A 16,007-nucleotide genomic window follows, 5' to 3' on the forward strand; every position below is an offset into this window, starting at 1 on the left:
GTTCATTGGCCGTGACGCCGAGCTGGCGAAGCTCGGCGCCGCGCTGGCCGCCGCGGCGGCGGGGGAGCCGCAGGCGGTGCTGATCGGCGGGGAGGCGGGGGTCGGCAAGACCCGGCTGACCGAGGAATTCGTGGCCGCCGCGCGGGCGGCCGGCGCCGTCACCGCGGTCGGCGGCTGCGTGGAGATCGGCGCGGACGGACTGCCGTTCGCCCCGATCTCGACGGCGCTGCGCGCCCTGTACCGGGCGCTCGGCGCCGAGCTGACGGCCGCCGCGGCCGGGCAGGAGGCCGAGCTGGCCCGGCTCCTGCCCGAGCTGGCCGAATCCGGCGGCGGCCTGCCGCGCGACCCGCATGACGAGGACGGCCGGGTCCGCCTCTTCGAGCTCACCGCCCGCCTGCTGGAACGCCTCGGCGCCGACCGTACGCTCGTCGTCGTCCTGGAGGACCTGCACTGGGCCGACCGCTCCACCCGCGAGCTGCTGGCGTACCTCTTCCGCTCGCTCCAGCGGGCCCGCGTGCTGATCGCGGGCACCTACCGCGCCGATGACATCCACCGCAGGCACCCGCTGCGGCCCTTCCTCGCCGAGACCGACCGGCTGCGGACGGTCAAGCGCATCGAACTGCCCCGCTTCAGCCGCGCCGAGGTACGCCGTCAGCTCGCGTCGATCCTCGGCACGGAGCCCGCGGACGCCGTCGTGGACGAGGTCTTCACCCGCTCGGACGGCAACCCCTTCTTCGTCGAGGAACTGGCGTGCAGCATCACCCGCGGCTGCGCCACCGGCATCAGCGAATCCCTCCGCGACCTGCTGCTGGTCCGCGTCGAGGCGCTGTCGGACGACGCCCAGCGGGTGGCGAAATTCGTCGCGGAAGGCGGCAGCACCGTCGAGTACCGGCTGCTCGAGGCCATTACGGGACTGGACGAGGACGCCCTGCTGGACGCGCTGCGCACCGCCGTGGGCGCCAACATCCTGCTGCCCTCCGACAGCGGTGAGGGCTACCGCTTCCGGCACTCCCTGGTCCGCGAGGCCGTCGGCGACGACCTGCTGCCCGGCGAGCGCAGCCGGATCAACCGGCGGTACGCGCGGGCCGTCGAGGCCGACCCGACGCTCGTCCGCGCCGACGAGCGGGCCGCGCGGCTCGCCAGCTACTGGTACGCCGCCCACGACCCGGCCAAGGCGCTGCCCGCCGTCCTGCGCGCCTCCGTCGAGGCCAGGCGGCGGCACGCGTACGCCGAGCAGTACCGGCTGCTGGAACGCGCGCTCGAACTGTGGGACGACGCTCCCGAGGAGACCCGCGCCGAGCTGCGGCCCGCCGACTACGCGGAGGCGTACCCGGCGTGCGGCTGCCACCCCGACACCCCGCTGAGCCTGCTCGACCTGCTCGCCGAGGTCACCGTCGCCGCCCGGCTCGGCGGCGAGCGGGAGCGTGCGCACGCGATGGCCAAGCGGGCACTGCGGCTGATGGACCGCGACGACAGCGGCGACGACCCGCTGCGCGCCGCCTGGTTCTGGGCGCAGCGCTCCCGCGTCACCGAGGCGCTGGGCCGCGGCGACGGCTGGGACGAGCTGTCGCGCGCCCGCGAACTGGTCCGCGGCCAGCCGCCGTCCGCCGCGCACGCCGAGGTCCTCACGATGATCGCGAGCTGGATCATGGTGCACAAATCCGGCGCCGAGGGCATCGACATCGGGCGCCGCGCCGTCGAGTACGCCCGGCAGGCCGGCGCCCGCGACACCGAACTGCACGCCCGCGTCACCCTCGGCCTGCTCCAGGCCGACGGCGGTGACATCGACGGCGGCATCGCGGAGGTCGAGGAGGTACGGCGGCTGCTCAGCGGCGACCACGCGGTGCCCGGCGCCATCGCCCGCACCTACGGCAACCTGTCCTCCGTCCTGGAGGGCGCGGGCCGCTCCCGCGAGGCCGTCGCCGTCGCCCGCGAGGGCCAGCGGCTGATCGGCGCGCGCGTCTCGCTCGGCATCCGCTCGTGGCTGCTCACCAACGAGGGTGAGTCGCTGATCTCGCTCGGCCGGTACGCGGAGGCCGCCGTCGCCCTCGCCGAGGCGCTGCGGTACGCCGAGGGCTCGTATCCGCGCGCGGGCATCGAGATGCACCACGGATTCCTCGCCCTGCTGCTCGGCGACACCGAGGCCGCCGTCCGCTACCAGGCCGCGGCCCGGACCGGCCTCCTCCACGACACGCAGCCGCAGCACCTCATCCCGAGCCGCACCCTCGCACTCCAACTGGCCGCGGCTCAGGGCCGGTTCGACGACGCGCGCCGTGAACTCCTCGGCGCGGTCGACAGCGGCTTCGCCACCGGGTCCACCCGCTTCGCCTGGCCCCTGCTCGCCGCGGGAGCCGCCGCGGAGGCCGACGGCGCCGCCGACCCGCGCGTCCTGGAACGTATCCGGGCCGCCGCCCGCGAACTGTCCAGGCCGACGCCGCTCGCCGAGGCGTACGCCCTGGTGGTGGACGCCGAACTGGCCCGCGCCGAAGGCCGTACGGAGCCCGACCTGTGGGCCGCCGCCGCGCTCGCCTTCGCCCGCCAGGAACGGCCGTACGAGCTGGCCGACGTACGCCACCGGCACGCCGAGGCGCTGCTGGCCGCGGGCTCCGAGGGCCGTGCGGAGGCCGGGTGCCTGCTCGCGCAGGCGTACGCGACGGCGGACGCCTTCGCCGCGCGCCCCCTGCGCGACCGGATCACCCGACTGGCCCAGCGTGGCCGGCTGCCCCTGGACAGCCCCGCGCCCCCCGCCGCGGACCCCGTCGAATCCCTCGGGCTCACCGCCCGTGAACGCGATGTGCTCCGCCTGGTCGCGGACGGCCTCACCAACCGTCAGGTCGCCGAAGTCCTGTTCATCTCACCCAAGACGGCGAGCGTTCACGTCTCCAACATCCTCGCCAAGCTCTCCCTGTCCACCCGCGGTGAGGCCGCCGCGCTGGCCCACCGGCTGAACCTCTTCGCCCCGGCGGCGTCCTGACCCGGCCCGCGCGGGTCAGCTCACCGTGAGGTGCAGGACGCGGTCGTCGCCCTTGGCGGGGGTGCCGCGGCCGTCGGTGTTGCTGGTCGTCAGGTACAAGGTGCCGTCGTCGGCGGCGACGACGGTGCGCAGGCGGCCGTAGGCGCCGGTGAAGAAGGACTGCGGGGCGGCGGCGGTGTGCGTGCCGTCGAGGGGGATGCGCCACAGGCGGGCGCCGTGCAGGGCCGCCATCCAGATGGACCCGGCGGCGTAGGCGATCCCGCTGGGCGACGCCTGGTCGGTGTGCCACTGGGCGACGGGATCGACGTACCCCGCGCGGTGCGCGATGCCCTCGACGACCGGCCAGCCGTAGTTCTTGCCGGGCTCGATGAGATTCAGCTCGTCCCAGGTGTCCTGGCCGAACTCCGAGGCCCACAGGCGGCCCTTGTCGTCCCAGGCCAGGCCCTGCACATTGCGGTGGCCGTCGGAGTAGTCGAGCGAGCCGGGCGTGGGGTTGTCCTGCGGCGGCTGCCCGTCGGGCGTCATCCGCAGGATCTTCCCGGCGAGCGAGGACTTGTCCTGCGCGAGCCCGCGCTGGTTGGTCTCACCGGTCCCGGCGTACAGCATCTTGTCGGGGCCGAAGGCGATCCGCCCGCCGTTGTGGATGGTGCCGCTGGGGATGCCCCGCAGGATCGTGTCGGGGGCGCCGAGTTGCTGGCCCTTGGCGCGCGAGGTGTCGTACAGCATGCGGACGATGCGGTTGTCCGACGCGGTCGTGAAGTACGCGTAGACCAGCCGGTCGGAGCCGAAGTCGGGGGAGACCGCGAGGCCGAGCAGGCCGCCCTCGCCGCCCGCCTGGACGCCGGGCACGGTGCCGACCGCGCTGGTGGTCCTCTTGACCGGGTCCACGCGGACGATCTTGCCGGTGTCGCGGGAGCCGACCAGCAGGGTGCCGTCGGGCAGCGTCGCGACGCCCCACGGGGTGTCGAGTCCGGAGGCGACGGTGCCGGTCACCTTCGCGGTGCCCTTGGCGGGCGCGGCGGACTCCGACGGGCTCGTCGGCGGGGCGGTGGTCCCGGCCGTACCGCCGCTCGCCGCGGGCGCGGACGGCGAGCCGCCGCTGCCCGACGGCCGGGGAGTGACGAGATTCGGGCCGTCCGACGAGCAGCCGCCGAGGACCAGTACGGCCACGGCGGCCATGGCCCCGGCCGCCGTCCGGCGGACCGGCCCGCGGTGCACCGTGCTCCGAGACGTGCTCCAAGACGTGCTCCGAGACGTGCTCCAGGTCGCGCTCCAAGACCTCACGGCGCTCACTCCCTCGTTTCGCCCCAGCACATCACACGCGAGCCGCGTCCCGCTCGCCGGTCACCCGTACCCGCCGGGGCCGTACGGCAGACCCGCGTCAGTCCCACGAGCCGCGCGCGGCGGGCAGCTCCGCGATCTCCGACAGGTCGTCCGAGGTCAGCCGCAGCCGCGCGGCCCCGGCGTTCTCCGCCGTCCAGCGGGCCGACTTGGCGCCGGGGACCGGCACGACATGCGGCCCCTGGGCGAGGACCCAGGCCAGGGCGACCTGTGCGGCGGTCGCGTCGTGCCGCTGCGCCACCCGGCGCAGCCCGGCCACCACGGGCTGGTTGGCGGCCATCATCTCGGCGGTGAAGCGCGGATGCCGGGCGCGCAGGTCGTCCGGCTCGAAACCGCCGCCGGGCGTCAGCGTGCCGGTGAGGAAGCCGTTGCCCAGCGGCATCGCGGCCATGAAGCCGATCCCGCGCGCCACGCACCACGGCAGCAGCGACTCCAGGGCCTCGGCCGCCCACACCGACAGCTCGGCCTGCACACAGCTGACCGGGAAGACCTGCTGGGCGCGTACGAGGTGCCGGACCGTCTCGTCGTGCAGGTGCGCGCCGGTACGGCGGTTGCCGCGCGCGCCGACCGCGCACAGGCCCAGCGCCCGCACCTTGCCCGCCGCGACCAGTTCCGCCATCGCGCCCCAGGTCTCCTCGATGGGCACCTCGCCGTCCACCCGGTGGAGCTGGTAGAGGTCGATGACGTCGGTCTGGAGGCGGCGCAGCGACGCGTCACAGGCGCGTTTGACGTACCCGGGACGGCCGTTGGCGACGATGTGCTGCTCGCCGACGAGCAGCCCGCACTTGGTGGAGACGAACGCGTCGCGCCGCCGTTCCTTCAACACCCGCCCCAGCAGAAGCTCGTTGGTGAACGGGCCGTACATGTCGGCGGTGTCCAGCAGCGTCGAACCCATGTCGAGCGCGGTGTGCACGGCCCGCAGCGATGTCTCGCCGTCCTGGCGCGAGGTGCTGTACGCCCAGCTCATCGGCATGCATCCCAGGCCCACGGCGCCCACTTCGAGAGCTGCTGCACCGATTGTCCTGCGCTCCACCCGACCGTCCTCCCTCAAAGGGCCGTTCGTGATCCGCCGGACCGGTCCCAGCCGCCGCCCCACTGTGTCATAGCCTCCTGACCATGAACGACATGACCCGAGACCGCCGTCCCCAGGTGTGGCTCTCCGTGCCGCCCGAGGGCGTGGACGGACTGCCGGACGCCTTCGAGTACGTCTTCTGGGACGGTGACGGTGACTTCCCCGCCGACCCTGCGGACGCCGCCTTCTACGTCGTCCCCTACATGAAGGGCGCGACCGCGGGAGCGCTGCCGCTGCCGCGGATGACCGGGGTGCGCGCCGTGCAGACGCTCAGCGCCGGAGTGGACCACATCCTGCCGCACCTGAAGGGACTGCCGCCCGGCGTGCGCCTGTGCAACGCGCGCGGGGTGCACGAGGCGAGCACCGCCGAACTCGCCCTCGCGCTCGTCCTCGCCTCGCTGCGCGGTATCCCGCGCTTCGTACGCGGCCAGGACGCCGAGGAGTGGCACGGCGGTTTCTACCCGGCGCTCGCCGACCGCGAGGTGCTGATCGTCGGGTACGGCTCGATCGGCGCGGCCGTCGAGGAGCGGCTGGTCCCGTTCGAGTGCGAGGTGGTGCGGGTGGCGCGCGGCGCCAGGAACGCGCCGCGCGGACCGGTGCACGCCCTCTCCGAGCTGCCGCGCCTCCTTCCGTCCGCCGACGTGGTGGTGCTCACCACCCCGCTGACCGAGCAGACCCGCGGCCTGGCCGGCGCGGAGTTCCTGGCCCGGATGAAGGACGGCGCGCTGCTGGTGAACATGGCGCGCGGCCCGGTCGTCGACACCGGGGCGCTGCTCGCCGAGACCGGGTCGGGGCGGCTGACCGCGGCGCTCGATGTCACCGACCCCGAACCGCTGCCCCCGGGGCACCCGTTGTGGCACGCGCCGGGCGTGCTGATCAGCCCGCACACGGGCGGCAGCACCTCCGCCTTCATGCCGCGCGCCCAGCGGCTGATCCGCGACCAGCTCGTACGCTTCGCGGCCGGTGCACCGCTGGAGAACGTCGTCGCGACCAGCTGACCGGCACCGCACTCGTGAACCCGAGGCCGCCGACCGGCGGCCGATGCGTACGCGTGACGTGGGACGGGCACGCCTACAGCACGGGGGAGGGCGCCCCTTCGGCACACGGTGACCGCGCGCCGATCCGCCATCTTCCCTGTGGTTACGCTGAGTAGAGGAACTATGTCCCTGAGTGACGGATCTGGTGTATCGTCCCGACCGGGGGACTCACCGGGGCCGGGAGGGACGGCCACGGTGGTGTGAACGACGAGCAAGTGAAGGGGGGCGATGGGCGATGCACGGCCAATGGACTCACTCCGGTCACTCCAGCGCGCGGGCCCGGAGCGCCGTACTGAGCAGCACACCGCGGCCGTTCGGCCCGCGCCGACGACACCGGACCGCACGGTGAGCTCCACCGGGGCGGTGCTCGCCCGCCCTTCGGCGCGCGGCGGCCGGGCGGGCCTGCTGCCCCAACTCCTGGTCGCGGTCCTGTGCGGCGGCTACACCACCGGTGCCGTGCTCGGCTGGGGCTCCAGCGAAGTCGCCCTGGTCATGGGCGACTTCGGCCTCTCCGCCGCCGCGGCCACCGCCACCGTCTCCTCGCTGGTCTACGCACGCAAGGTCTGCGGCCAACACCGCCCCGCCTGGCTGCTGTTCGCGGTCTCCTCCGCGATGGTCGCGCTCGGCAACGGCATCTGGGGCTGGTACGAGGTGGTGCTGCGCCGCCCGGTGCCGCAGACCTCCGCCGCCGACTTCTGCTTCCTGATGTTCGCGCCGCCCGCCATCATCGGCCTGCTCGTACTGGCCAAACGCCCGGTCACCAGAGCCGGTTGGGTCTGCCTGGCGCTGGACGCGTCGCTGATCGGCGGCTCGCTGCTCACCTTGTCGTGGAGCCTGGCGCTCGCCCGCACCGCGGCCTGGGACGGCCCGAGCACGGCCCGCATGGCGCTCTCGCTGGCCTACCCGCTGCTGGACATCGTGCTGGTCAGCATGGTGCTCGCACTGCACTTCCGGCGCTCGGCCGCCAACCGCGCCGCGGTCAACACCGCCATCGCCGCGCTCGCCATGACCGTGCTGTGCGACGCCCTGTTCACCTCGCCGATCCTGCGCGAGCACTACCGCTCGGGCCAGATCCTCGACGCGGGCTGGTTCGCGGGCAGCATGCTGCTGGCGTACGCGCCGTGGACCGGCACCCGCACCGACCCGGTGCGGCGCACCGCCGCCACCGCGACCCGCAAGGTCACCGGCTCGCTCGCCGCCCTCACGCCGTATCTGGCCGCCGCCGTCTGCACCCTCGGCATCCTCTACAACGTGATCACCGGCCAGAAGTGCGACCGCGTCGTCCTCTTCACCGGCTGCACCGTCGTCCTCGCCCTCGTCGTACGCCAGGGCATCATGCTGCTCGACAACATCTCGCTCACCCAGGAACTGGCCCAGAAGGAGAACCACTTCCGCTCCCTGGTCCAGGGGTCGAGCGACGTCATCATGATCGCCGCGCCCACCGGAGTGCTGCGCTACGTCAGCCCCGCCGCGCAGGGCGTCTACGGCCGCGACCCGGAGGAACTGGTCGGCACCGAACTGGCCGCGCACATCCACCCCGACGACCTGGGACGCGTCGTCCACGAGGTGCGCAGATTCCTCGCCGCGCCGCCCGGCGACGAACCCGCCACCCGGATCGAGTGCCGCATCCGCTCCGGTCACACCCGCAACCGGGACGGCTCGACGGCCGACGACTGCTGGCTCAGCGTCGAGTCCAGCGTCAACCGCTACCAGGGCGGTCTGATCTTCAACAGCCGGGACGTCACCGAACGCGTCAGGCTCCAGGCCCAGTTGCAGCACAACGCCTCGCACGACCCGCTCACCGACCTGCCCAACCGCGCGCTGTTCACCGAGCGCGTCACCCGCGCCCTGAGCGGCCGGCGGGCCGGTGACACCCACGCCGCCCTGCTCTACGTCGACCTCGACGGCTTCAAGGCCGTCAACGACACGGTCGGCCACCAGGCGGGCGACGAACTGCTCGTCCAGGCCGCCCGGCGGATACGGGACGCGCTGCGCTCCGGTGACACCGCGGCCCGGCTCGGCGGCGACGAGTTCGCCGCCCTGGTCTGCGGCGCCAGCGCCGACCCGCGTGAGCGCGAGTTCCAGATCCTCGACATCGCCGAACGCCTGCGGTCGGTGCTCTGCGAGCCGTACCGCGTGGAGGGCGGCGAGGTACGGGTCGCCGCCAGCATCGGCATCGCCTTCGCCGAACCCGGCGCCACCCCCGGCGAGCTGATGCGCAACGCGGACCTGGCGATGTACCGCGCCAAGCAGGCGGGCAAGGGCCGCGTCGAGGTCTACGCACCGCAGATGCAGGCCGACGTCGTCCGCCGCACCGAACTGGCCACCAGGCTCCGCAAGGCGCTGCACGACGGCGAGTTCACCCTGCTCCACCAGCCCGTGGTGGAACTGGACAGCGGCCGGGTCACCTCCGTCGAGGCGCAGGCCCGCTGGCGGTCCGCGCAGGGCATCCTCTTCACCCCCGCCGAATTCCTGCGCGCCACCGAGGACACCGACCGTTCCTTAGAGCTGGGGCGGTGGCTGCTCGAACAAGCGGTGGAACAGGCGGCGCTGCGGTACGGGGCCGGTCACACCGTCCCCGTCGCCGTCCGGCTCCCCGCCCACCGCCTGCTCCACCGCGACCTCCCCGTGTCCGGCATCGAGACCATGCTCACCCGGCACGGACTGCCCCCCGGCGGCCTCGTGCTGGAACTGGCGGGCGGCGACCCCCGGATCGCCCTGGACGACCTGGAGCGGCGGCTGTCGGCGCTGCGCAGGATGGGCGTACGGATCGCGCTCGGCGGCTTCGGCGGCGGCTACGCCTCGCTCACCGCGCTGCGCAGACTCCCCGTCGACCTCGTCAAGCTCGACCGCTGCTTCGTGGAGGGCGTCGTGGAATCCGCCCGCTTGTACAAGATCACCCGCGGTCTGCTGCGGATCGCCCACGACCTGGGCGTGGGCAGCGTCGCCGACGGCGTGGACCGCCCCGAGCAGCTGCACGTCCTGCGCGACATGGGCTGTACGCACGGCCAGGGCATGGCCTTCTCTGGGCCGCTGGACGAGCACCGGCTGCGCGGCTCGCTGACCCGCGGCGGCTATCCCGTACCGCGGGAAACACCCCGTGAACAGGTCACATCGAACGGACTTCCGCTGCCCTCGCGTCGCTCACATAATGAGACGCGTGTCCCACCGGCTTGACACCCGCCGGGGTCCGGGAGGAAGGTCAAGGCCATGCGCACCCGAATTCTCGTACTTGGAAAGCGCGTCGGCTGACCGAGGCCATGTCTGTCAGGACAACCTCGCACACGCACCGACGCGCTCCCCTCGCCTGCCTCACGGCACGAGGGGTTTTTTGTTGTCCGGCCCCCGTCGGACACCCCCACACAACCCTCATCACCCCCATCTTCGAGAGAAGAGAACGCAGATGACCGAGCAGGCCAACGGGTCCCACCATCCGCAGCCGCGGACCCGCAGCGCGGCTCCCGCCGCAGCAGCCACCCCCGAGCGCATGACGGGCGCGCAGTCGCTCATCCGCTCCCTCGAGGCCGTTGGCGCCGACACGGTATTCGGCATTCCCGGGGGCGCGATCCTGCCCGCGTACGACCCGCTCATGGACTCCGCGAAGGTCCGGCACATCCTGGTCAGGCACGAGCAGGGCGCGGGCCACGCCGCCACCGGCTACGCGCAGGCCACCGGCAAGGTCGGCGTGTGCATGGCCACCTCGGGCCCCGGCGCGACCAACCTCGTGACGCCGATCGCCGACGCCCACATGGACTCGGTGCCGATCGTCGCCATCACCGGGCAGGTCGCCGCCAAGGCCATCGGGACCGACGCCTTCCAGGAGGCGGACATCTGCGGCATCACCATGCCGATCACCAAGCACAACTTCCTGGTCACCGACGCGGCCGACATCCCGCGCACCATCGCCGAGGCGTTCCACATCGCCTCCACCGGCCGCCCCGGCCCGGTCCTGGTCGACATCGCCAAGGACGCGATGCAGAACGAGACGACCTTCTCCTGGCCGCCGCAGCAGGACCTGCCCGGCTACCGCCCGGTGACCAAGCCGCACGCCAAGCAGATCCGCGAGGCCGCCCGGCTGATCAACGAGGCCAGGCGTCCGGTGCTCTACGTCGGCGGCGGCGTCATGAAGGCCCGCGCCACCGGCGAGCTGCGCATCCTCGCCGAACTGACCGGCGCGCCCGTCACCACCACCTTGATGGCGCTCGGCTCCTTCCCCGACAGCCACCCTCAGCACGTCGGCATGCCCGGCATGCACGGCGACGTCGCCGCGGTCACCGCGCTCCAGAAGGCCGACCTGATCGTCGCCCTCGGCGCCCGTTTCGACGACCGCGTCACCGGCCGCCTCGACACCTTCGCGCCGTACGCCAAGGTCGTGCACGCCGACATCGACCCGGCCGAGATCTCCAAGAACCGCGTCGCGGACGTCCCGATCGTCGGTGACGCCCGCGAGGTGCTCGCCGATCTGATCGTCGCCGTCCAGGCCGACCACGAGGCCGGTCACAAGGGCGACTACACCGGCTGGTGGGAGCACCTGAACTTCTGGCGCAACACCTACCCGCTCGGCTACGACCTGCCGGCCGACGGCAGCCTGTCCCCGCAGCAGGTCATCGAGCGGATCGGCCAACTCGCCCCGGAGGGCACGCTGTTCGCCGCGGGCGTCGGCCAGCACCAGATGTGGGCCGCGCAGTTCATCAAGTACGAGAAGCCCTCCACCTGGTTCAACTCCGGCGGCGCGGGCACCATGGGCTACGCGGTCCCGGCCGCCATGGGCGCCAAGGCCGGCCGCCCCGACGCCACGGTCTGGGCGATCGACGGCGACGGCTGCTTCCAGATGACCAACCAGGAACTGGTCACCTGCGCGCTCAACAACATCCCGGTCAAGATCGCGATCATCAACAACGGCGCGCTGGGCATGGTCCGCCAGTGGCAGAACCTCTTCTACGGCGAGCGGTTCTCCAACACCGTGCTGCACTCCGGCGCCGAGAACGTCCCCGGCTCCACGCAGGGCGTCGGCTCGATCCAGAACCGCGGCACCCGCGTCCCGGACTTCGTGAAGCTGTCCGAGGCGATGGGCTGCGTGGGCTTGCGCTGCGAGACCCCCGAGGAGCTGGACGCGGTCATCGCCAAGGCCAACTCCATCAACGACCGCCCGGTGGTCGTGGACTTCATCGTCCACGAGGACGCGATGGTGTGGCCGATGGTCGCCGCAGGCACCTCCAACGACGAGATCATGGCCGCCCGCGACGTCCGCCCGGACTTCAGCGACGAGCTGGACGACTGAAGCGACCGCGGACACGTGAGAGAAGGAATCCCGACCATGTCCAAGCACACCCTCTCCGTCCTGGTGGAGAACAAGCCCGGTGTCCTCGCCCGGATCACCGCGCTGTTCTCCCGGCGCGGCTTCAACATCGACTCCCTCGCGGTCGGCACCACCGAGCACCCCGAGATCTCCCGCATCACCATCGTGGTCAACGTGCTGGACGAACTGCCGCTGGAGCAGGTCACCAAGCAGCTCAACAAGCTCGTCAACGTGCTGAAGATCGTCGAACTCGACCCCGCGTCGGCGGTTCAGCGCGAACTCGTTCTGGTGAAGGTGCGGGCCGACAACGACTCGCGCTCCCAGATCGTGGAGATCGTCCAGCTCTTCCGCGCCAAGACCGTGGACGTCTCCCCGGAGGCCGTCACCATCGAGGCCACCGGCGGCGCCGACAAGCTGGAGGCCATGCTCAAGATGCTGGAGCCCTTCGGCATCAAGGAACTCGTCCAGTCCGGCACCATCGCCGTCGGCCGGGGCGCCCGTTCCATCACCGACCGCAGCCTGCGCGCGCTGGACCGCTCCGCGTAGCACCGCGGCGTCACGTCACGCCTGCTCGCCCGAATCCGTATGGCGAGACCCCGCAACCCCCGTGTCCCCACCCGTCGTACGGTGGGCAGCACAACCCGATCCAAGGAGAGACCCGAAGTGGCCGAGCTGTTCTACGACGACGACGCCGACCTGTCCATCATCCAGGGCCGCAAGGTCGCGGTCATCGGATACGGCAGCCAGGGCCACGCCCACGCGCTGTCGCTGCGTGACTCGGGCGTCGACGTGCGCGTCGGTCTGCACGAGGGCTCCAAGTCCAAGACCGTGGCCGAGGAGCAGGGCCTGCGCGTGGTGTCGGTGGCCGAGGCCGCCGCCGAAGCCGACGTGATCATGATCCTGGTCCCGGACCCGATCCAGGCCAAGGTCTACGAGGAGTCCATCAAGGACAACCTGAAGGACGGCGACGCCCTCTTCTTCGGCCACGGCCTCAACATCCGGTTCGGCTTCATCAAGCCGCCGGCCGGTGTCGACGTGTGCATGGTCGCCCCCAAGGGCCCCGGCCACCTGGTCCGCCGTCAGTACGAGGAAGGCCGCGGCGTGCCCTGCATCGCCGCTGTCGAGCAGGACGCCACCGGCAAGGGCTTCCCGCTGGCCCTGTCGTACGCCAAGGGCATCGGCGGCACCCGCGCCGGCGTCATCAAGACCACCTTCACCGAGGAGACCGAGACCGACCTCTTCGGTGAGCAGGCGGTCCTGTGCGGCGGCACCTCCGCGCTGGTCAAGGCTGGTTTCGAGACCCTGGTCGAGGCGGGCTACCAGCCGGAGATCGCGTACTTCGAGTGCCTCCACGAGCTGAAGCTGATCGTGGACCTCATGTACGAGGGCGGCCTGGAGAAGATGCGCTGGTCGGTCTCGGAGACCGCCGAGTGGGGCGACTACGTCTCCGGCCCGCGGATCATCAACGAGAACACCAAGGCCGAGATGAAGAAGATCCTCGGCGAGATCCAGGACGGCACCTTCGCCAACGCCTGGATCGCGGAGTACAACGCCGGTCTGCCGAAGTACAACGAGTACAAGAAGGCCGACGAGGACCACCTGCTGGAGACCACGGGCCGCAAGCTGCGCAAGCTGATGAGCTGGGTCGACGAAGAGGCGTAACAGCCTCTAACAGAGAGGCCAACGGAGGCGTAACACCCTCTCACGCGGTCTCGGGGGCTCTCGGCCGCCGGGCGGGCCAAGGGGTCTGTCCGGCGGGTGAGAAGCCCCTTGGCCGTGGCGTACAACCACCTTCGGGTGATCCTTACACCAAGGCGTAGGGTGCCCGTCAACGCGCCGATACACTGCCTTAACAAGCGCGTCAGGCTCACAGCGTCGTGCGTCTTCCACGCGGCATGCCATCCCCTCCCTCCCTGGAGCGACCGCGGGACCGGCCGCCCACGAAGGACAAGTGAGGACCACGTGAGCCAGAAGCCTGTCGTACTCATCGCAGAAGAGCTGTCGCCCGCCACGGTGGACGCGCTCGGCCCGGACTTCGAGATCCGGCACTGCAACGGGGCGGACCGAGCCGACCTGCTGTCCGCGATCACCGATGTCGACGCCATCTTGATCCGCAGCGCCACCAAAGTCGACGCGGAAGCCGTAGCCGCCGCGAGTAAACTCCGGGTCGTCGCCCGCGCGGGCGTCGGCCTCGACAACGTCGACGTCTCCGCCGCCACCAAGGCCGGCGTCATGGTCGTCAACGCGCCGACCTCCAACATCGTGACGGCCGCCGAGCTGGCCTGCGGTCTGATCATCGCCAGCGCGCGCAACATCGCCCCGGCCAACGCCGCGCTCAAGAACGGCGAGTGGAAGCGGAACAAGTACACCGGCGTCGAGCTGAGCGAGAAGACCCTCGGCGTCGTCGGCCTCGGCCGGATCGGCGTGCTGGTCGCCCAGCGGATGTCCGCCTTCGGGATGAACATCGTCGCGTACGACCCCTATGTGCAGCCCGCGCGCGCCGCGCAGATGGGCGTCAAGCTGCTCACGCTGGACGAGCTGCTCGAAGCCGCCGACTTCATTACCGTGCACCTGCCCAAGACGCCCGAGACGCTCGGCCTGATCGGTGACGAGGCGCTGCACAAGGTCAAGCCGTCGGTCCGGATCGTGAACGCCGCGCGCGGCGGGATCGTGGACGAGGAGGCGCTGGCCTCGGCGCTCAAGGAGGGCCGGGTCGCGGGCGCGGGTCTGGACGTGTACAGCAAGGAGCCGTGCACCGACTCGCCGCTGTTCCAGTTCGACAACGTGGTGGCCACCCCGCACCTGGGCGCCTCCACCGACGAGGCGCAGGAGAAGGCGGGCATCGCCGTCGCCCGCTCGGTCCGCCTCGCGCTCGCCGGTGAGCTGGTCCCGGACGCGGTCAACGTCCAGGGCGGCGTCATCGCCGAGGACGTCAAGCCCGGCCTGCCGCTCGCCGAGAAGCTCGGCCGGATCTTCACCGCGCTGGCCGGGGAGGTCGCGGCCCGCCTCGACGTCGAGGTCAGCGGCGAGATCACCCAGCACGATGTGAAGGTGCTCGAACTCAGCGCGCTCAAGGGCGTGTTCGAGGACGTCGTCGCCGAGACGGTCTCCTACGTCAACGCGCCGCTGTTCGCGCAGGAGCGCGGGGTCGAGGTCCGCCTCACCACCAGCTCCGAGTCGCCCAACCACCGCAATCTGGTGACGGTACGCGGCACGCTCGCCGACGGCACCGAGGTCTCGGTCTCCGGCACGCTGGCCGGCCCGAAGAACATCCAGAAGATCGTCGCGGTCGGCGACGTCGACACCGACCTGGTGCTCGCCGACCACATGGCCTTCCTGCGCTACACCGACCGCCCCGGCGTGGTCGGCACCCTCGGCCGCATCCTCGGCGAGGTCGGCGTCAACATCGCCGGTATGCAGGTCGCCCGCGCCGCCGCCGGCGGCGACGCCCTGGTGGCGCTGACCGTCGACTCCACCATCCCGGCCGGTGTCCTCAGCGACATCGCCGCCGAGATCGGCGCGACGTCCGCCCGCGCGGTGAACCTGACGGACTGACCCCCGGTTCGGCTCAGGCCCCGGCCGACCCGGCCCCACCGGCCGACACGGCGCCGCCATTCACTCGTCAGGATGGCGGCGCCGTCGTTTCCCGGCGCTAGTCTGATCACCGCGGACAGAATCCCGCTCCATGGGAGGAATCATGACTGCCGAACAGCTTCCGGACTGGGTGTTCCCGCCCCCGGGCGGCTTCACGGCGGACGACCTGGACCGCATCCCCGAACTCCCGCCGCACACCGAGCTGATCGACGGGAGCCTTGTCTTCGTGAGCCCGCAGAAGTATTTCCACGCGCTGGTGATCTCGCTGCTGGAATTCGCGCTGCGGGCCCAGGCTCCGGCCGAATTCCGGGTGGGCCGCGAGATGACGGTGGTGCTCGACAAACGCAACCGACCGGAGCCCGACGTGTCGGTCGTGCACCGGGCCGCGGTGTCGGAGACCGGCGATGAGACCGCGTTCACGGCACAGGACGTGGTGCTGGCGGTGGAGGTGGTCTCCCCGGAGTCGGAGGCGCGCGACAGAACCCGCAAGCCGCAGCTCTACGCCGAGGCCGGTATCCGCCACTTCTGGCGGGTGGAGCAGAGCACCGGGCGCCGCCCGGTCGTCTACGCCTTCGAGCTGGAGCCGGCCACCGCCACCTATGTGCCCGTGGGCATCTTCCATGACCGGCTCAAGCTCTCGGCCCCCTTCACCCTCGACATCGATCTCGCCGCGATCGACGACATGTAGGC

At 71.9% G+C, this 16,007-nt stretch carries 10 protein-coding genes; 8 read left to right on the forward strand and 2 right to left on the reverse strand.

The annotated features are described in order from the left end of the window. Window positions 1-2,974, forward strand: a 2,974-nt coding sequence (locus tag BGM09_RS30360; RefSeq protein ID WP_188284933.1) for a helix-turn-helix transcriptional regulator, incomplete at its 5' end; no start/stop codon positions are given. Window positions 2,975-2,989: 15 nt separating this feature from the next. On the opposite strand, the gene BGM09_RS30365 is transcribed toward BGM09_RS30360, so the two are convergent. Together BGM09_RS30365 and BGM09_RS30370 are read right to left on the reverse strand one after the other, a co-directional pair. Next, entirely contained in the window at window positions 2,990-4,153 is a 1,164-nt protein-coding gene (locus tag BGM09_RS30365) for a PQQ-dependent sugar dehydrogenase (RefSeq protein WP_188284934.1), read from the reverse strand. Between the two features lie 202 nt (window positions 4,154-4,355). Further along, complete coding sequence (locus BGM09_RS30370; RefSeq protein ID WP_188284935.1) at window positions 4,356-5,348, reverse strand: aldo/keto reductase; 993 nt, start codon at window positions 5,346-5,348, stop codon at window positions 4,356-4,358. Window positions 5,349-5,440: 92 nt separating this feature from the next. Between BGM09_RS30370 and BGM09_RS30375 the strand changes: the two genes are divergently transcribed. The 7 genes from BGM09_RS30375 to BGM09_RS30405 all read left to right on the forward strand — a co-directional run bounded on the left by BGM09_RS30375 (window position 5,441) and on the right by BGM09_RS30405 (window position 16,005). After that, window positions 5,441-6,385: a 2-hydroxyacid dehydrogenase gene (locus tag BGM09_RS30375; protein WP_188284988.1), complete on the forward strand. Its 945-nt coding sequence runs from the start codon at window positions 5,441-5,443 to the stop codon at window positions 6,383-6,385. A 285-nt stretch (window positions 6,386-6,670) separates the two neighbouring features. Next, window positions 6,671-9,601: a putative bifunctional diguanylate cyclase/phosphodiesterase gene (locus BGM09_RS30380; RefSeq protein WP_188284936.1), complete on the forward strand. Its 2,931-nt coding sequence runs from the start codon at window positions 6,671-6,673 to the stop codon at window positions 9,599-9,601. 226 nt (window positions 9,602-9,827) lie between these two features. Next, window positions 9,828-11,705: an acetolactate synthase large subunit gene (locus BGM09_RS30385; RefSeq protein ID WP_188284937.1), complete on the forward strand. Its 1,878-nt coding sequence runs from the start codon at window positions 9,828-9,830 to the stop codon at window positions 11,703-11,705. Between the two features lie 36 nt (window positions 11,706-11,741). After that, complete coding sequence (gene ilvN, locus BGM09_RS30390; protein WP_188284938.1) at window positions 11,742-12,269, forward strand: acetolactate synthase small subunit; 528 nt, start codon at window positions 11,742-11,744, stop codon at window positions 12,267-12,269. A gap of 117 nt (window positions 12,270-12,386) precedes the next feature. Beyond that, on the forward strand, window positions 12,387-13,385 hold the full coding sequence (gene ilvC, locus BGM09_RS30395) for a ketol-acid reductoisomerase (RefSeq protein WP_188284939.1): 999 nt from the start codon (window positions 12,387-12,389) through the stop codon (window positions 13,383-13,385). Between the two features lie 300 nt (window positions 13,386-13,685). Continuing rightward, window positions 13,686-15,278 (forward strand): phosphoglycerate dehydrogenase, encoded by a 1,593-nt coding sequence (gene serA, locus BGM09_RS30400; protein ID WP_188284940.1) that lies wholly within the window; start codon window positions 13,686-13,688, stop codon window positions 15,276-15,278. Between the two features lie 142 nt (window positions 15,279-15,420). After that, complete coding sequence (locus tag BGM09_RS30405; protein WP_188284941.1) at window positions 15,421-16,005, forward strand: Uma2 family endonuclease; 585 nt, start codon at window positions 15,421-15,423, stop codon at window positions 16,003-16,005. The last annotated feature ends 2 nt before the right edge of the window (window positions 16,006-16,007 follow it).

Origin of the sequence: Streptomyces sp. CBMA29, from assembly GCF_014596445.1 — a bacterium.
In the GTDB taxonomy this organism is placed as follows: domain Bacteria; phylum Actinomycetota; class Actinomycetes; order Streptomycetales; family Streptomycetaceae; genus Actinacidiphila.